This is a genomic window from Burkholderia sp. HI4860 (assembly GCF_002223045.2).
Taxonomy (GTDB): Bacteria; Pseudomonadota; Gammaproteobacteria; order Burkholderiales; family Burkholderiaceae; genus Burkholderia.
The window spans coordinates 2,266,963-2,284,419 of record NZ_NKFO02000003.1 but is presented as its reverse complement, the minus strand read 5'-3'; the positions used below and the strand labels follow the sequence as shown (position 1 = coordinate 2,284,419).

The window sequence follows — 17,457 nt, the reverse complement described above, 5'->3', positions numbered from 1 at the left end:
GCCCGCGCCTCGTCAGCCGCAGCGCCTGAGCGATATACGCAGTTCGTCGGCGAACTGCGCACGCTTGTACTGCGCGAGATGCTGCCCGATTACGACGGTCTGCCCGCGCGATACCAGCCGAATCGGATCGCGTGGCGTCGCACCCGGCTCGACCCGCACCCAGCGCGGGTTGAATTCGATCTGCGTGAGCCGCTCCGCATCCATCCGCTCGATCACGAGCCGGTGCGGATACAACCTGATGCGTTCGTAATCGACCGCATGGCGAGCATAGATCGCAAATGCGACACCCACAGCCAGCAACTCGATTCCGGTGAAGGGCATGACGAGCCAAGCCCCCCGCCACATCAGCAATGTCGCGATCACCAGCGAGAAGCTCGCGAGCGACGCATAAAACAGCACGAACTGGCGCGGCGACGCCGAACAGTTGCGTTTCATCAGCCAGTCTTCGAGGACCGGCTCGCCGTTCGTCGTCTCCGCCAACACCCTCGCTGCTTCCATCGCCGCCTCACGCGAATGGCATGCGATGCATGCCTGCATCGGACTCGTCGGCCCGTATTGCGGGGACCCCGGGACGACAAGCTGACGCATTATAGGCGGGTTCAATGGCATCCACAAGCAAGCGACTATCGGCCCGCGAGCCAAGCGCGACAAGCTTTCCGGCCATTTTAGGCGCCAATTCGACCCCGCTTTGCGCCGCTAATTTCAGACATAACAAAACCCCTCTTTACCGCTTTACCGATTCTTCGGACGCCCCTTTCCGATGTCCTCGATGCGCACGATCCCGTGCCCTTCGGCGGTCGTGCGCGGCACGGCCTTCCACGCGTGGCCGTAGATCACTTCGAACGTCAGCGGAATCGTGCCGTCCTCGCGCCGGCGGGCCTCCAGCGCGTCGCAGAGCGCCGCGCGAAAGCGCCGCGTCGCGCGCTGCGGCGCGTCGCGATCGAACGGATAGGCGCCCCAGCGGCGCACGTCGGCCAGCAGGGAGTCGGGGGATTTGTAGGTGACGGTCAGCACTTCCTGATCCATCACGGGAATCTCGAAGCCGCTCTCGACGAGCATGTCGCCGAGGTCGTGCATGTCGACGAAATCGATCACGCGCGCGGCGGGCGGCGCCATGCCGAGCGCCGCTTCGGCGTCCGCGCAGGCCGCGCGCAGTTCGCGCAGCGTATCGGGGCCGAGCGTGCTGAACATCAGCAGCCCGTTCACGCGCAGCACGCGCTGCCACTCGGGCAGCACCGCGTCCGGGCGCGAATGCCAGTGGAGGGCGAGATTCGACCAGATCAGGTCGAACGCGCCGCCGGGGAACGGCAGCGCGGCGAAATCGGCCTGCGCGACGCGAGGGCCGCGCGGGCCCAGTGCGCGGCCGAGCGAGGCCGGCAGCCAGCGGCGCCAGCTCGTCTGCTCGACCTCGCGCTGCCCTGCTCGCGCGAGCATCGCGCCGGACAGGTCGACGCCGAAGACGGGCGCCTCGGGAAAGCGCGCGCGCAGCGCCGGCAGGTCGTCGCCCGGACCGCAGCCCGCGTCCAGCACGGCTGTGGGGCTTACCTTGATGTATTCGAGACGCTCGTTCATGCGCTGCGCGATCTCGCGCGGCAGGAACGCGACCGCATCGAACGTGGCGGCACGGCGGTCGAAGATCCGCCGCAGGCGCCTTGCGTCATTGGCCGGACGGCCGGTTGAAGTCGAAGCTGGGGACATGTCGGGCACACTGGCGAAGAGCCCGAAGTATACTCGCTCGCCCCGCAGGCTTCATTGAGGCGGGGTGTCAGGAGTGTTGCAATGATCCGCAGTTCCGCCCCGCGCACGATGCGCGTCGCTTTGTCGCAGGTTCGCGCGCTGGCAACGCGCGTCGCCGCGGTCGCGCTGCCGAATCGCTGCGCGCTGTGCGGCAATTTGTCACACGCCGTGATTTGCGGTGCTTGCGACGCCGCGTACTGGAACGAAGCGCGGCTGCGCTGCGACGTCTGCGCGCTGCCGCTGGGCATCGGGCCATCGCGTTCGCCCCCGCTGCGCGGCGCTCGCGCCGGCCGCGTTACCGCATACCGTTGCGACGCGTGCAGAACCGCGCCGCCGCCGTTCGATGCAACGCTCGCGCTGGCGGATTACCGCGCACCGCTCGACGGGCTCGCGCGCGGCCTGAAGTTTCACCGGCAGCTCGCGCTCGGCACCGAATTCGCGGCGCGGCTCGCCCGGTTGATCGACGATACGCCCGGCGCCGGCAGCTTCGACCTGGTGGCGCCGGTGCCGCTGTCGCACCGGCGGCTCGTTGCGCGCGGCTACAACCAGGCGTGGGCGATCGCACGCCCGCTCGCGCGGCGGCTCGGCGTGCGCGCGGATGCGGTGCTGCTCGCGCGCGTCGCCGACACCGCGCCGCAGTCGCGGCTCGACCGGCACGCACGACGCGACAACGTGATGGCGGCATTCGCGGTGGCGGGTGGCGTCGCGGGCCGCCACGTCGCGCTGGTCGACGACGTGATGACCTCCGGCGCGACGCTTGCGGCCGCCGCGCACGCGCTGAAGGCGGCGGGCGCCGCGCGCGTAACGAATCTGGTTGCGCTGCGCACCGCCAGGGATTAATTAGATAGAGAGGCCAGCCACCCGAACACGGCGGCGGCCGCCACGAACCGGCCGGCCGGGAACGCGCACATGGCGCCGCCCCGGCCGGCCCAGCCAGACCGAAACATGTTCAACGTCGTCCTCGTCGCCCCCGAAATTCCACCGAACACCGGCAACGTGATCCGCCTGTGCGCCAACACGGGCGCGCGCCTGCACCTGATCGAGCCGCTCGGCTTCCCGCTCGACGACGCGCGGATGCGCCGCGCGGGCCTCGACTATCACGAGTATGCGCAGATGCGCGTGCACCGCGACTGGGATGCGTTCGTCGCGGCGGAAACGCCCGACCCCGCGCGGATGTTCGCGTTCACGACGCGCGGCTCGGGCCGCTTCCACGATCACGCGTTCCTGCCCGGCGACTGGTTCGTGTTCGGCTCGGAAACGCGCGGCCTGCCCGCCGAGCTGCTCGAGCGCTTCCCGAACGAACAGCGTGTGCGCCTGCCGATGCGGCCGGACAACCGCAGCCTGAACCTGTCGAACACGGTCGCGGTGGTCGTGTTCGAGGCATGGCGCCAGGCCGGCTTCGAAGGCGGCGCATGACGCCTGCACGGCGCAGCCCGCCCCGCGGCGCGCGTCACGTCCGTGCGAGCCGCGCGCGATACAGGTCGTAGATGTCGGGAGAAAAGCACGCGAACACCACGCGTGCGAGGTTCGGCGCCTGCGGCAGCATTTCGGCGACGGTGCCGACCGCGACCTCGACGGCTTCCTCGGCCGGATAGCGATAGATGCCGCAACTGATCGCCGGGAACGCGATCGACGTCGCCGCGACCTCCTCGGCCAGCTCGATCGCGCGCCGGTAGCACGACGCGAGCAGGTCGGCCTCGCCGCGGCCGCCGCCGTGCCACACGGGCCCGACCGCGTGGATCACGTAGCGCGCCGGCAGCCCGTGGCCGCGCGTGAGCTTGGCGTCGCCGGTCTCGCAGCCGCCGAGCGTGCGGCACTCGGCAAGCAGGCCGGGGCCGGCCGCGCGATGGATCGCGCCGTCGACGCCGCCCCCGCCGAGCAGCGAACCGTTCGCGGCATTGACGATCGCGTCGACCTCGAGCGTGGTGATGTCGACGACCTGCGCATCGAGCGTGGTGGAATGGATCTGCAGCATGACAACCTCCCGGAATGCCGGAGACTGTTCAAGCGTAGCGCGCTTTGACGCCGCGCGCCCGCAGCGAACACGGCGCCAGGCGGCGCCGGGCCGCGTTACTCGGCGCGCGCGTCGCGCCGCAGCAGGCCGCTGACGGCGTCGCGCGGCGCGATGCCGTCGAACAGCACGCCGCACACGGCTTCGGTGATCGGCATTTCGATCGACTGCGCGCGTGCGATGGCCAGCACGGCCTGCGCGCAGCGCACGCCTTCGGCCACGTGGCCGAGCGCGCCGAGGATGTCGTTCAGCGTGCGGCCGGCCGCCAGCTGCAGGCCGACCGTGCGGTTGCGCGACAGGTCGCCCGTGGCGGTGAGGATCAGGTCGCCGAGGCCCGTGAGGCCCGTGAAGGTTTCTGCCCGGCCGCCGAGCGCGACACCGAGCCGCGACATTTCGGCGAGGCCACGGGTAATCAGCGCGGCGCGCGCGTTCAGCCCGAGGCCGAGACCGTCGGCGATGCCGGTCGCGATCGCGAGCACGTTCTTCACCGCGCCGCCGACCTCGACGCCGACCACGTCGTCGCCCGTATAGATCCGCATCGCGCCGTGATGGAACGCGGCGAGCGTGCGCTCGCGGCATTCGGCGGACGTGCTCGCCACCGTCAGCGCGACGGGCAGCGACTGCCCGACTTCGCGGGCGAAGCTCGGCCCCGACAGCACGCCGTTGCTGAGCTGCTCGGGCAGCTCGGCCGCGATCACCTGATGCGGCAGCAGATGCGTGTCGGCCTCGAAGCCCTTGCAGACCCAGACGACATGCGCGGGCACGCAGCCTGCGTCGCGCATCGCGTGACACAGCGTGCGCAACCCGGCCACCGGCGCGGCGATCACGCACAGGGCGTCGTCCGCGGCGCCATGCGCGAGCGCGGCGCCGAGATCGGCGTCGTAGCGCAACGCGTCAGGCAGCGCGATGCCGTCCAGATAGCGGGAATTTTCGTGCCGGGCCTGCAGCCCGGCGATGAGCGCGGCATCGCGCGCCCACAAAAGCGTATCGTGCCGCGCGGCCAGATGGCCCGCGAGCGCGGTGCCCCACGCACCGGCGCCGAGAACGGCTACTTTCATACCCAGCACCGGTCCGAGTGAAACGTCAGTTCAGCGTCGTGCCGTTCGGTGCGCCTGCTGCGGCACCGGCCTGCTGCTGAAGCTGCGCGAGGCGTTGTTCGTACAGCGCCTGGAAGTTGATTTCCGCCAGGTGGATCGGCGGGAAGCCCGCACGCGTGATCGCGTCGGCGATGTTCGAACGCAGGTACGGGAACAGGATCGTCGGGCAGGCGATGCCGACGAGCGGGTCGAGCTGTTCGTCCGGAATGTTGCGGATGTCGAAAATGCCGGCCTGCTTCGCTTCGATCAGGAACGCGATCTTGTCCTTCACCTTCGCGGTGACGGTGCCCGACACGACAACTTCGAACACGCTTTCCGCGAGGCGGTCGGCCTTGACGTCGACTTCGACTTCAACCGACGGCATGTCCTGCTCGAGGAAGATCGCCGGCGAATTCGGCTGCTCGAGCGACATATCCTTCAGGTAGACGCGCTGGATGTTGAAGAACGGTTGGTTTTCGACGTCGGACATGGTGTTTCCCTAAAAGTGGTGACGGGGCGGCCCGCCTTCTCGCCGGCCGCCACGGATGAATCCTGCGCGCCCAAGCCGCGGCGCGGCCGGCGGCCATTCTGCCCTAATCAGGCCGCTTGCAGAAGCGGGACGAGCCCGCCTTCGCGGTCGAGCTTCGACAGATCGTCGTAACCGCCGACGTGCGTATCGCCGATATAGATCTGCGGCACCGTGCGGCGCCCCGTGCGCGTCATCATTTCGTCGCGACGGGCCGGATCGCGGTCGATCAGCACCTTCTCGATCTGCTCGACACCGCGCAGCTTCAGCAGGCGCTCGGCCTGGATGCAATACGGACACACCTGCGTGCTGTACATCAAAACCTTGTTCACTTCGCCACTCCTTGTTTGACGACCGGCATCCCGGCCTGCTGCCAGGCGGCCACGCCGCCCTCGAGCACGTGCACCTCGGCGTAACCCGCCGCCTCGACCTCGCGCGCCGCCTTCTGCGACTGCTGGCCGTTCTGGCAGACGAGCAGCACCGGCGTGCTCTTGTTCTTCGCGACCTGCGCGATCTTCGTGCCGATCTCGCCCGCCGCGACCTGGCGCGCCGACGGCAGGTGGCCGGCAGCGAAGTCGGACGCGGCGCGCACGTCGATCACGACCGCGTTGCGGCGGTTGATGAGTTGCGTCGCCTCCGCGGCCGACAGGCCGCCGCGGCCGCGGCGCAGCGCGGGCCAGGCCAGCAGGCCGCCGGATACCACCAGGATCGCGATAAGGGCCAGGTTGGTGTAATTGGTAAAGAACGTCACGGAATTCCGCCGGAAAAAGAGAAATCGGATGAGGACAATCCCGCCATTATAAAATAACCGTCTTGCGCGATGGCGGGCCCGGGTCGGGTCCTGCACGACGCGCCACAGCTTCCTTCACTACCGACCGCAAGATCCATGTACAAACTCGTTCTCATCCGCCACGGCGAATCGACGTGGAACAAGGAAAACCGCTTCACCGGCTGGGTCGACGTCGACCTGACCGAACAGGGTCGCAACGAGGCCTACCAGGCCGGCGAATTGCTCAAGGAGGCCGGCTACACGTTCGACATCGCGTATACGTCGGTGCTCAAGCGCGCGATCCGCACGCTGTGGCACGTGCAGGACAAGATGGACCTCATGTACCTGCCGGTCGTCCACTCGTGGCGCCTGAACGAGCGCCACTACGGCGCGCTGTCGGGCCTGAACAAGGCGGAAACGGCCGCGAAGTTCGGCGACGACCAGGTGCTCGTGTGGCGCCGCAGCTACGACACGCCGCCGCCCGCGCTCGAGCCGACCGACGAACGCGCGCCGTTCAACGACCCGCGCTACGCGAAGGTGCCGCGCGAGCAGCTGCCGCTCACCGAGTGCCTGAAGGACACGGTCGCGCGCGTGCTGCCGCTGTGGAACGAGTCGATCGCCCCGGCGGTCCGCGCCGGCAAGCAGGTGCTGATCGCCGCGCACGGCAACTCGCTGCGCGCGCTGATCAAGTACCTCGACGGCATCTCGGACAGCGACATCGTCGGCCTGAACATCCCGAACGGCGTGCCGCTCGTGTATGAACTCGACGAGAACCTGAAGCCGATCAAGCACTATTACCTCGGCGACCAGGACGCGATCGCGCAGGCGCAGGCCGCCGTCGCGAAGCAGGGCAAGGCGGGCTGACGCCCGTCGGCCGGGTGAGCCGGGCGGGCCGCGTCCGGTGCGGCCCGCCCGGCCCCTGGCAACGAACGGCGCACCGCGCGAACCTTCGCGACTCCGGCGCTGTCGAATCCGCTTTCGAACCCGCAGCGCATCCGGCGGCGCCCCGCCTGAGCGGCTCCGGGCCCTTTTCGACGCTTTTCGCGCCGTTCCACTGAGTTATCGGACGAACAGTTATACTTGTCCGCTACATCATCCCCGCTACCGCCACGCGCTTCCCGACCGCACCAGATCTCTATGCGAATGAAATTGAAGAACATCGGCCTGATTGCCGCGGGCCTCGCCACGGGCGTGTTCGCCACGCTGCAGGTTTCCGCATCGGCCGAGCAGACCGCCACGGCGCCGCTCCCCCTCGACCAGCTCCGCCTGTTCGCGGAAGTCTTCGGACAGATCAAGCGCGAGTACGTCGAACCGGTCGACGACAAGAAGCTGCTGACGGCCGCGATCAAGGGCATGGTGTCGAGCCTCGACCCGCACTCGTCGTTCCTCGACAAGACCGACTATGACGAGCTGCAGGAGCAGACGAAGGGCCGCTTCGCGGGTCTCGGCATCGAGATCTCGCAGGAAGACGGCCTCGTCAAGGTGATCTCGCCGATCGAGGATACCCCCGCGTTCCGCGCCGGCATCCGTCCGGGCGACCTGATCACCCGCATCAACGACAAGCCGGTGCGCGGCATGACGCTCGACAAGGCCGTGAAGCAGATGCGCGGCGAGCCGGGCACCAAGGTCACGCTGACGATCTTCCGCAAGAGCGACGACCGCACGTTCCCGGTCACGGTCACGCGCGCGATCATCAAGGTCCAGAGCGTGAAGATGAAGATCCTCGATCCGGGCTATGCGTATGTCCGCATCACGAGCTTCCAGGAGCGCACGACGCCCGATCTCGCGCAGAAGCTGCAAGATATCGCACGCCAGCAGCCGAACCTGAAGGGCCTCGTCCTCGACCTGCGCAACAACGGCGGCGGCCTGCTGCAAAGCGCGGTCGGCGTGGCCGGCGCGTTCCTGCCGCCCGACTCCGTCGTCGTGTCGACCAACGGCCAGATCGCAGATTCGAAGCAGGTCTACCGCGATACGTACGACAACTATCGCCTGCCGTCCTTCGACGGCGATCCGCTGAAGAACCTGCCGCCGGTCTTCAAGACCGTGCCGATGATCGTGCTGACGAACGCCTATTCGGCGTCGGCGTCGGAAATCGTCGCCGGTGCGTTGCAGGATTCGAAGCGCGCGCAGATCATGGGCAAGACGACGTTCGGCAAGGGTTCGGTCCAGACGGTCCGCCCGATGACGGCCGACACCGCGCTGCGCCTGACCACCGCGTACTACTACACGCCGAGCGGCCGTTCGATCCAGAACAAGGGCATCACGCCGGACGTGCCGGTCGATCAGTACGCGGACGGCGATCCGGACGACGTGCTCGTGACGCGCGAGGTCGACTACACGAACCACCTCGCGAACACGCAGGATCCGAACGAGAAGAAGGAACAGGAAGACCGCGAGCAGCGCCGGATGGATCAGCTGCGCGTGCTTGAAGAGCAGAACGACAAGAAGACGCCGGAGCAGCGCCAGAAGGATCGCGATCGCAAGCCGATCGAGTTCGGCAGCGCCGACGATTTCATGATGCAGCAGGCGCTCAACAAGCTCGAAGGCAAGCCGGTCCAGGAATCGAAGTCGCTGCTCGCCGAAAGCACGAAGGGCCCGGCCGGCAAGGCCGCCACGGCCTCGAAGGCATCGGGCGCCAGCGCGAAGCCGGCTTCCGCACCGAAGCCCGCGTCGGCGCCGAAGTAAGCGCCGGCCGGCATCCGACGGGCCATCGCGGGAAGACCGCGATGGCCCGTTTTTCATGCGCGCCTAAAATAACGACACATACGCCGCCTCGCCACGACTCCCCATGAACGACGATCAACTCCTTCGCTACTCCCGTCACATCCTCGTCGACGAAATCGGCATCGAGGCGCAGCAGCGCTTTCTCGACGCGCATGCGATCGTCGTCGGCGCGGGTGGGCTCGGCTCGCCCGCCGCGATGTACCTCGCGGCATCGGGCGTCGGCACGATCACGCTCGTCGACGCCGATACGGTCGATCTCACGAACCTGCAGCGGCAGATCCTGCACGTGACGGCGTCGGTCGGCCGCCACAAGGTCGAATCGGGGCGCGACGCGCTCGCGCAGCTGAACCCCGAGGTGACGGTGCACGCGGTCGCGGAGCGTGTCGACGATGCATGGCTCGACGCGCACGTGCCGCACGCGAGCGTCGTGCTCGACTGCACCGACAACTTCGCGACGCGGCATGCGATCAACCGCGCGTGCGTCGCGCATGGCGTGCCGCTCGTATCGGGCGCCGCGCTGCGCTTCGACGGGCAGATCAGCACGTTCGATTTCCGCGACCCGGCCGCGCCCTGCTATGCGTGCGTGTTTCCGGAAGACCAGCCGTTCGAGGAAGTCGCGTGCGCGACGATGGGCGTGTTCGCGCCGACGGTCGGGATCATCGGCGCGATGCAGGCCGCCGAGGCACTGCGCGTGATCGGCGACATCGGCAAGACGCTCAACGGCCGGCTGATGATGCTCGATTCGCTGCGGATGGAATGGACGACGATGAAAATCGCGCGTCAGGCCGACTGCCCCGTGTGCGGGGGCCGGCACTGACGCGCGACGCGCATGCGCCGGGCGGCGCATGCGTGGTGACACTTCGCTACGATTAACGGCGACGCCAGCGCCTCAAGCCGCCGCATCCGCGCGCGGCTCCGCGACCGACAGACGCTGCAGCGCGGCCTGCACTTCCTCCGGCTCGAACGCGGCGAGCACGTCGGCCGTCGGCTTTTCGAGCGCCTTCAGGTGCGCGCGCAGGATCTCCTGCTTCACGACCAGCAACTGGCTCGGGTGCATCGAGAACTCGGTGAGCCCCATCCCGAGCAACAGGCGCGTGAGCGCCGGGTCCCCCGCCATTTCCCCGCACACCGACACGGACACGCCCGCGCGCTTCGCTTCGCGCAACGTATAGGCGATCAGGTGCAGCACGGCCGGATGCAATGGGTCGTACAGGTGCGCGACCGCGTTGTCCGCGCGGTCGATCGCGAGCGTGTACTGGATCAGGTCGTTCGTGCCGATCGACAGGAAATCGAACCGCTTCAGGAAAAGCGGCAGCGCGATCGCCGCGGCCGGAATCTCGATCATCGCGCCGATGCGCACGTTCGGGTCGTACGCGAGCCCCGCGTCGTCGAGCTGGCGCTTCGCCTCGCGGATCAGGTCGAGCGTCTGGTCGATCTCCTGCGCGTGCGCGAGCATCGGGATCAGGATCTTCACCTGGCCGAACGCGGACGCGCGCAGGATCGCGCGCAACTGCGTGAGGAACATCTGCGGCTCGGACAGGCTCCAGCGGATCGCGCGCAGGCCGAGCGCGGGGTTCGGCGCCGTCTCGTAGCCTTCGTCGAGCGCCTCGAGCGGCTTGTCCGCGCCGACGTCGATCGTGCGGATCGTCACCGGCATGCCCTTCATCCACTCGACGGCCCGCTTGTATGCGGCGAACTGCTCCTCCTCTTCCGGCATCTCCTTCTGATGCATGAACAGGAACTCGGAACGGAACAGCCCGACGCCGACCGCGCCGGCCTCGACGGCCGCCTTCGCGTCGTCGGGCAGCTCGATGTTCGCGTACAGATCGATCTTGGTGCCGCACAACGTTTGCGTCGGCGAGAACTTCAGACGCTGGAGCTTGCGTTGCTCCAGCAGCTTCTCGGACTGCCGGTACGAATACTCCTCGAGGACGATCGGCGCGGGATCGACGATCACGATGCCCTGGTCGCCGTCGACGATGATCAAGTCGTCCTGGCGGATCAGCGCGCTCGCGTGCTGCACGCCGACCGCGGCCGGAATGCCGAGGCTGCGCGCGACGATCGCCGTGTGCGACGTGCGCCCGCCGAGATCGGTGACGAACGCCTGGAACGACTGCGACTTGAACTGCATCATGTCGGCCGGCGCGATGTCGTGCGCGACGACGATCATCTCGTTCGTGCCGTTCTTGGCCGCGCGGTCGAGCGCCTGCGATGCGGACGGCGCGCCGGCGAGCGCCTTCAGCACGCGCTCGACCACCTGCTCGATGTCGGCCTTGCGCTCGCGCAGGTATTCGTCCTCGATATCGTCGAAGTGGCGCGTGAGCAGCTCGAGCTGCTCGGTCAGCGCCCACTCGACGTTGTAGCGGCGCGTGCGGATCAGGTCGATGGTTTCCTGCACGAGCATCTCGTCGCTCAGGATCATCGCGTGGACGTCGATGAATGCGCCGACTTCGCTCGGCGTGTCGTCGGTCAGGTCGGCGCGCAGCGCTTCGAGTTCGTGATGCACGACCTCGAGCGCGGTGCGGAAGCGCTCGACCTCCGCATCGATCTGGTTTGCCTCGACCAGGTAATGGGCGACGTCGAGCGCCGCCGGCGCGATCAGATACGCTCGCCCGATCGCGATACCACGTGAGACGGGAATGCCATGCAGCGTGAAGGACACGCGCACCTCCTCTGTACAAGTAAAGCCGCGGCACACTGCTGCGATGCGCTTATGACCCCGGTTAGCGATTATAAATTCCGCGACTCCCCGCTGACTGCATGCACCGCAGCATTGCGCATTCCGCATCAATGCTTGCGACGAAAAAAATGCCGCGGAATCCGCGGCATTCTGGCTGGAAACGGCAACGATCCCGCGTGAGGATCACTGGCCTTCGCCGAACTTGTCGGCGATCAGCTTCAGCAGCGCGTCCATCGCTTCCTGCTCGTCGGCCCCGTCGGTCTCGATCGTCACGGTGCTGCCGATGCCGGCCGCCAGCATCATCACGCCCATGATGCTCTTCGCATTGATCTTGCGCCCGTTGCGCGTCATCCAGACTTCCGACTGGAAGTTGCCGGCCAGTTGCGTAAGCTTGGCCGATGCGCGCGCATGGAGCCCCAATTTGTTGACGATGGTGGTTTCTTGTTGAAGCATGATTCTCGGTCGGGTCGGTCGGGGCCGCCGGCGGCGCGCGTCGGCGGTGCGGTCTAAAACGGAAAACGGGAAATCAGTGCGACTCGGTACGCGGCTGCGGCTCGGGCGGAATCGGCGCGCACTGGCCGCAGCCGGTTTCCGTCGGCGGCGGCGGCGTACCGGCCGACACCTCGTGGACGCCCTTCGCGCCGCCGGACAGCGCCTTGTCGACCAGCTTGTCGAGCGGCACGGTGCGGTAGCAGACGGCCCGCACGAGCATCGGCAGGTTCACGCCCGCGAGCACGCGCACGTTGTCGATCTTGGCCAGCTGGCCGGCGATGTTCGCGGGCGTCGCGCCGTACATGTCGGTCAGGACGACCACGCCGTTCTCTTCCTTGAGCCGCGCTAGCTCCGCGTGCGCGAACGCCATCACCTGGGTCGGATCGCTGTCCGCCATCACGTCGATACAGCCGATGCGGGCGGGCACGCCGCCATAGATGTGCGCGATGCAGTCCCGCAGCGCGGTGGCGAGCGGGGCGTGCGCGATGATCAGGATCCCGGCCATGTCAGATCGCTCCCGGCCGCCCCTGGCGGGCCAACACCCCGCGGCGGGGCAATGAGCGTAGCGAGTGAGGGAAACGTTCCATGTTCAGCCTTGCAACAGTTTCGGCCCGACCGCCGGGCCTTGGGTGCGCGAGCGCGGCACCAGACAAGCGGGCATTGTAGCAGGCCGGTCGAACTGCTCCGGCGACGGGGGACCTGCGCGGCCGCCGCCGGGGTTGCGCGGGAAGGCGGCCTACGCGGCCGCACGCTCCAGCGCGTCGATGAACATCGCGGCGACGTCGAAGCCCGTCTGCTCCATGATCTCGCGGAAGCACGTCGGACTCGTGACGTTCACCTCGGTCAGCCAGTCGCCGATCGCATCGAGGCCGACCAGCAGCAACCCGCGTGCCGCCAGCACCGGCCCGAGCGTGTCGGCGATCTCGCGATCGCGCGCGGTCAGCGGCTGCGCAACGCCGAGGCCGCCCGCCGCGAGATTGCCGCGCACTTCGCTGCCCTGCGGAATCCGGGCGAGCGAAAACGGCACCGGCTCGCCGCCGATCAGCAGGATGCGCTTGTCGCCGGCCTTGATCTCGGGGATGAATTTCTGCGCCATCACCGAACGCGTGCCGTCGTGGCTCAGCATCTCGATGATCGAACCGAGGTTCATGCCATCCGGCTTCACGCGGAACACGCCCATCCCGCCCATCCCGTCGAGCGGTTTCAGGATCACGTCGCCGTGCTCGGCGTGGAATGCGCGCAGCCGTTTCGCGTCGCGCGTGACGAGCGTCGGCGCGACGAACTGCGGAAACTCGCCGATCGCGAGCTTCTCCGAATGGTCGCGGATCGACTGCGCCTTGTTGAACACGCGTGCGCCGGCGCGCTCGGCCAGCTCCAGCAGCCAGGTCGACGTCACGTATTCCATGTCGAACGGCGGATCCTTGCGCATCAGCACCGCGCCGAACGATTCGAGGCGGCGCGCGTCGACCGGCCCGGCCTCGTACCACGTCTCGCGATGCAGGTCGTCCGGGTCGCCGACGAACGTGATGCGGCGCACGTCGGCCTCGACGGCCGAGCCCGTCCACGCGAGATGGTTCGGCTCGCACGCGTACACCGCATGCCCGCGCCGCGACGCCTCGGCCATCATCGCGTAGGTCGAATCCTTGTAGATCTTGAAGCGCTCGAGCGGGTCGGCGATAAAGAGAATGTCCATGAGGTCCTGTACGTGGCGAAGGTCCGTTACACCTGGATGGCTTCGGGATCGGTCTTTTCCAGTTCGATCGACGACGCGATCAGCGACAGCCGCGCGACGACGCCGTACATGTAGAAACGGTTCGGCGGCGCGGCACCCGGCTTCGCGCCCGCATCCGGCAGCGCGGTGTGCTCGAAGCCGAGCGGCACGTAGTGCATGCCGGGGGCGTTCAGGTTCTGGTCGCGCTCGCGGCCGGCGTGCGTGCGGTAGAAGCCGCCGACCACGTAGCGGTCGATCATGTACACGACGGGCTCCGCGACTTCGTCGCCGACGCGCTCGAACGTATAGACGCCTTCCTGCACGATCACGTCGCGCACCGCGAGGCCGGCCTTCGACTCGGCCATCTGCGCGCGCTCGGCCTTCGACATCCGGCCGATCTCGGCCGCGTCGTGCACGGTCATCACGCCGCGCCCCGCCGTGCCCGCGTCGGCCTTCACGACGACGTACGGCTTCTCGCTGATTCCGTATTCGCGGTACTTGCGCGCGATCTTCTTCAGCACGCCGTCGATCGCGTCGGCGAGCGCCTGCTCGCCTTCATGCGCCTGCCAGTCGACGCCTTCCACGTGCGCGAAATACGGATTCACCATCCACGGATCGACGCCGACCATCTTCGCGAACTTCTTCGCGACGTCGTCGTAGCACGAGAAGTGCGTCGACTTGCGGCGCACGGCCCAGCCCGCGTGCAGCGGCGGCAGCAGGTACTGCTCGTGCAGGTTTTCCAGCACGGCCGGGATGCCGGCCGACAGGTCGTTGTTCAGCAGGATCGAGCACGGATCGAAATTCTTCAGGCCGAGGCGGCGCTGCGAACGCTCGAGCGGTTCGAGCACGATCTTCTGGCCGTCGGCCAGCGTGATCGGCGTCATGTCGGTGATGCTCGGGTCGAGCGAACCGAAGCGCACGTTCAGGCCGGCCTGGCGCATGATCGTCGCGAGCCGTGCGACGTTTTCGAGGTAGAACGCGTTGCGGGTCGGCAGCTCGGGAATCACGAGCAGGTTCTTCGCGTCCGGGCAGATCTTCTCGATCGCGGCCATCGCGGCCTGCACGGCGAGCGGCAGCACTTCAGACGGCAGATTGTTGAACGCGCCGGGAAACAGGTTCGCGTCGACGGGCGCCAGCTTGAAGCCGGCATTGCGCAGGTCCACCGAACAATAGAACGGCGGGGTATGTTCCTGCCATTCGAGCCTGAACCAGCGTTCGATCGCAGGCGTCGCGTCGAGGATCTTCTGCTCGAGTTCGAGCAGCGGACCGTTCAACGCCGTAACGAGGTGGGGAACCATGAATCACTCGCGAGCGGGAGAATGAAGATTGTAGAGCAATTGCCCTGCCCATTTGGGGATTGTTCCCGGCTTCGCAAGGGTTTGGAGGAAGTTTTCGGCTATTGACCCGATAGTGCAAAGGGTTATGCGCTACGGCAGTGGGTGGCAGGAGAAAAAAAGCCCGCCGGGTGAGGCGGGCCCAAGTCGCTGCGCTCATTCATGGCGGGCGCCGTCGTCGCGGCGGCCCGCCGGTCATTCCTGTGACTTATTCGACGTGCTCGCCATGCAGGACCACGTCGAGGCCTTCGCGCTCTTCTTCTTCCGACACGCGCAGGCCGATCGTCAGGTCGATCAGCTTCAGCAGCACGAAGCTCAGCACGCCGCTGTAGACCAGCGTGATCAGCACGCCCTTGGCCTGCAGCAGCAGGCTGCCGTCGGCGCCGCCGATGTCCTTGATCGCGAACACGCCCGTCAGCAACGCGCCGAGAATCCCGCCAATGCCGTGCACGCCGAACGCGTCGAGCGAATCGTCGTAGCCGAGCTTCGACTTGAGCCACGTCGCCGACCAGAAGCACACGACACCTGCGGCGATACCGATCACGAGGGCACCCGTCACGCCGACGAAGCCGGCCGCCGGCGTGATCGCGACGAGACCCGCGACCGCACCCGACACGATGCCGAGCACCGACGGCTTGCCGTGCGAGATCCACTCGGCGAACATCCAGCCGAGCGCCGCGCAGGCCGTCGCGACTTGCGTCGTCAGCATCGCGAAGCCGGCACGGCCGTCGGCCGCCACCGCCGAACCCGCGTTGAAGCCGAACCAGCCGACCCACAGCATCGAGCCGCCGATCATCGTCAGCACGAGGTTGTGCGGCGCCATCGATTCACGGCCGAAGCCGATCCGCTTGCCGAGCATCAGGCACGACACGAGGCCCGCGATACCGGCGTTGATGTGCACGACGGTGCCGCCCGCGAAGTCGAGCACGCCGTCCGACGACAGCCAGCCGGTCGGCTCCCACACCATGTGCGCGATCGGCACATAGACGATCAGCGACCAGAGCGTCATGAACACGAGCATCGCCGAGAACTTCATCCGGTCGGCGAATGCGCCGCAGATCAGCGCCGGCGTGATGATCGCGAACGTCATCTGGTAGACGAAGTAGACCGATTCCGGAATCGTCGGGGCCAGGTGGCTGACGGTCAGCGTCGTCGCCTTGTCGCCGTGGATGTAGTTCATCCCGTGCAGGAACGCACGCGACAGGCCGCCGATGAAGCCGTTGCCCGGCGTGAACGCGAGGCTGTAGCCGACCACCGTCCACAGCACCGTGATCACCGCGGTGATCGCGAAGCTCTGCATCACGGTCGCGAGCACGTTCTTCTTGCGGACCATGCCGGCGTAGAACAGCGCGAGGCCGGGGATCGTCATGAACAGCACGAGCGCGGTGGACGTCAGCATCCATGCGGTGTCGCCCGCATTGATCTTCGACGAATCAACCGAGAACGGGGCGGTCGGCGCGGCGGGAGCGGCCGGTGCCGAAGCCGCGGCAGCAGCCGACGCGTCGGTGGCGCCCGAGGCCGGCGCAGCAGCGGCGGCCGGAGCGGATGCGTCGGTAGCAGCCGGCGCAGAGGCGGCCGGAGCGGCGGCAGCCGACGCGTCGGAAGCCGTGGCGGCGGGCGCGGACGCAGCCGCGGCGGACGCCGCGTCGTCGGCGAGCGCGGGGCCGACGCCGGCCGCGATCAGCGAGCCGGCCATCAGCAGGGACATCAGAAGTTTGCGCATCTTGGGTTTCCTCTTGTCGCTTGTCTTGTCTGTTCTGTTACAGCGCGTCAGCGCCCGTCTCCCCGGTGCGAATCCGGATCACCTGTTCGATCGCCGTGACGAAGATCTTGCCGTCGCCGATCTTGCCCGTGCGCGCGGCCCGCTCGATCGCCTCGACCGCCTGGTCGACGAGATCGTCGGACACGGCTGCCTCGATCTTCATCTTCGGCAGGAAATCGACCACGTATTCGGCGCCGCGGTACAGCTCGGTGTGCCCCTTCTGCCGCCCGAACCCTTTCACCTCCGTCACCGTGATGCCCGAGACGCCAAGCGCCGACAGCGCTTCGCGCGTCTCATCGAGCTTGAACGGCTTGATGATTGCGGTAATGAGTTTCATGAAGTCCTCTCGCTGGGTTGTCCCGTCGAATTGGTTGGAATGTTGTAACGGACTCTTCTCAGCAACTCGCATGCCAAGTCGGTTCGAGCACCGTTTCAAAGGGCTTCATCAAGGGGTCGCATCGCGTGATGTAAGGTGCGGAGGCCCGGCCGAATGGCCAACGTGGCCCGGTTTGCTGGCGCGGCGAAAGGATCGTTGCTAGAGTGCACGCACGTCCCGGATCGCCGGGCCATTCACCCATGCGGGCGCCATGCCCGGAATTCGCGCTCCGGGCGCACCATTTCCGGTCATGCGTGCA

Annotated in this window: 19 protein-coding genes; 5 read left to right on the top strand and 14 right to left on the bottom strand. The window is 67.5% G+C overall.

The annotated features are described in order from the left end of the window. Nucleotides 1-12: 12 nt before the first annotated feature. Together CFB34_RS25870 and CFB34_RS25865 are read right to left on the bottom strand one after the other, a co-directional pair. Complete coding sequence (locus CFB34_RS25870) at nt 13-537, bottom strand: DUF2244 domain-containing protein (protein ID WP_089441077.1); 525 nt, start codon at nt 535-537, stop codon at nt 13-15. A 195-nt stretch (nt 538-732) separates the two neighbouring features. Beyond that, nucleotides 733-1,698, bottom strand: coding sequence for a methyltransferase domain-containing protein (locus CFB34_RS25865; protein ID WP_089441078.1), 966 nt, complete (start codon nt 1,696-1,698; stop codon nt 733-735). A gap of 81 nt (nt 1,699-1,779) precedes the next feature. Between CFB34_RS25865 and CFB34_RS25860 the strand changes: the two genes are divergently transcribed. Beyond that, nucleotides 1,780-2,577, top strand: coding sequence for a phosphoribosyltransferase family protein (locus tag CFB34_RS25860; protein WP_089441079.1), 798 nt, complete (start codon nt 1,780-1,782; stop codon nt 2,575-2,577). 105 nt (nt 2,578-2,682) lie between these two features. Continuing rightward, nucleotides 2,683-3,153: a tRNA (uridine(34)/cytosine(34)/5-carboxymethylaminomethyluridine(34)-2'-O)-methyltransferase TrmL gene (gene trmL, locus CFB34_RS25855; RefSeq protein ID WP_011353282.1), complete on the top strand. Its 471-nt coding sequence runs from the start codon at nt 2,683-2,685 to the stop codon at nt 3,151-3,153. Between the two features lie 34 nt (nt 3,154-3,187). On the opposite strand, the gene CFB34_RS25850 is transcribed toward trmL, so the two are convergent. The 5 genes from CFB34_RS25850 to CFB34_RS25830 all read right to left on the bottom strand — a co-directional run bounded on the left by CFB34_RS25850 (nt 3,188) and on the right by CFB34_RS25830 (nt 6,101). After that, on the bottom strand, nt 3,188-3,712 hold the full coding sequence (locus CFB34_RS25850; RefSeq protein ID WP_089441080.1) for an O-acetyl-ADP-ribose deacetylase: 525 nt from the start codon (nt 3,710-3,712) through the stop codon (nt 3,188-3,190). A 95-nt stretch (nt 3,713-3,807) separates the two neighbouring features. Beyond that, nucleotides 3,808-4,806 (bottom strand): NAD(P)H-dependent glycerol-3-phosphate dehydrogenase, encoded by a 999-nt coding sequence (locus CFB34_RS25845; protein ID WP_089441081.1) that lies wholly within the window; start codon nt 4,804-4,806, stop codon nt 3,808-3,810. 25 nt (nt 4,807-4,831) lie between these two features. After that, nucleotides 4,832-5,314, bottom strand: coding sequence for a protein-export chaperone SecB (gene secB, locus CFB34_RS25840; protein ID WP_089426394.1), 483 nt, complete (start codon nt 5,312-5,314; stop codon nt 4,832-4,834). A 107-nt stretch (nt 5,315-5,421) separates the two neighbouring features. Then, complete coding sequence (gene grxC / locus CFB34_RS25835) at nt 5,422-5,682, bottom strand: glutaredoxin 3 (protein ID WP_039346228.1); 261 nt, start codon at nt 5,680-5,682, stop codon at nt 5,422-5,424. Then, nucleotides 5,679-6,101 (bottom strand): rhodanese-like domain-containing protein, encoded by a 423-nt coding sequence (locus tag CFB34_RS25830; RefSeq protein WP_089426395.1) that lies wholly within the window; start codon nt 6,099-6,101, stop codon nt 5,679-5,681. The genes grxC and CFB34_RS25830 overlap by 4 nt, the downstream gene beginning before the upstream one ends. Nucleotides 6,102-6,236: 135 nt before the next feature. Between CFB34_RS25830 and gpmA the strand changes: the two genes are divergently transcribed. The 3 genes from gpmA (at nt 6,237) to moeB (ending at nt 9,660) form a co-directional block, all read left to right on the top strand. Next, complete coding sequence (gene gpmA / locus CFB34_RS25825; RefSeq protein ID WP_027789056.1) at nt 6,237-6,983, top strand: 2,3-diphosphoglycerate-dependent phosphoglycerate mutase; 747 nt, start codon at nt 6,237-6,239, stop codon at nt 6,981-6,983. 273 nt (nt 6,984-7,256) lie between these two features. After that, complete coding sequence (locus tag CFB34_RS25820; protein ID WP_039346234.1) at nt 7,257-8,804, top strand: S41 family peptidase; 1,548 nt, start codon at nt 7,257-7,259, stop codon at nt 8,802-8,804. A 103-nt stretch (nt 8,805-8,907) separates the two neighbouring features. Further along, nucleotides 8,908-9,660: a molybdopterin-synthase adenylyltransferase MoeB gene (moeB, locus tag CFB34_RS25815; RefSeq protein ID WP_089441082.1), complete on the top strand. Its 753-nt coding sequence runs from the start codon at nt 8,908-8,910 to the stop codon at nt 9,658-9,660. A 72-nt stretch (nt 9,661-9,732) separates the two neighbouring features. Here moeB and ptsP read toward each other — a convergent pair whose 3' ends face one another. From ptsP to CFB34_RS25780, 7 genes are all read right to left on the bottom strand, one after another. Then, on the bottom strand, nt 9,733-11,505 hold the full coding sequence (ptsP, locus tag CFB34_RS25810; protein WP_089441332.1) for a phosphoenolpyruvate--protein phosphotransferase: 1,773 nt from the start codon (nt 11,503-11,505) through the stop codon (nt 9,733-9,735). Nucleotides 11,506-11,706: 201 nt separating this feature from the next. Then, nucleotides 11,707-11,976, bottom strand: coding sequence for an HPr family phosphocarrier protein (locus tag CFB34_RS25805; RefSeq protein ID WP_089441083.1), 270 nt, complete (start codon nt 11,974-11,976; stop codon nt 11,707-11,709). A gap of 73 nt (nt 11,977-12,049) precedes the next feature. Beyond that, on the bottom strand, nt 12,050-12,520 hold the full coding sequence (locus CFB34_RS25800) for a PTS fructose transporter subunit IIA (protein ID WP_089441084.1): 471 nt from the start codon (nt 12,518-12,520) through the stop codon (nt 12,050-12,052). Nucleotides 12,521-12,751: 231 nt separating this feature from the next. Beyond that, nucleotides 12,752-13,708, bottom strand: coding sequence for a glutathione synthase (gene gshB, locus CFB34_RS25795; RefSeq protein WP_089441085.1), 957 nt, complete (start codon nt 13,706-13,708; stop codon nt 12,752-12,754). Between the two features lie 26 nt (nt 13,709-13,734). Beyond that, nucleotides 13,735-15,024 (bottom strand): glutamate--cysteine ligase, encoded by a 1,290-nt coding sequence (gene gshA, locus CFB34_RS25790; RefSeq protein WP_011353295.1) that lies wholly within the window; start codon nt 15,022-15,024, stop codon nt 13,735-13,737. A gap of 244 nt (nt 15,025-15,268) precedes the next feature. Further along, nucleotides 15,269-16,783, bottom strand: coding sequence for an ammonium transporter (locus CFB34_RS25785; protein WP_089441086.1), 1,515 nt, complete (start codon nt 16,781-16,783; stop codon nt 15,269-15,271). 37 nt (nt 16,784-16,820) lie between these two features. Next, nucleotides 16,821-17,159, bottom strand: coding sequence for a P-II family nitrogen regulator (locus CFB34_RS25780; RefSeq protein ID WP_027789049.1), 339 nt, complete (start codon nt 17,157-17,159; stop codon nt 16,821-16,823). Between the last annotated feature and the right edge of the window lie 298 nt (nt 17,160-17,457).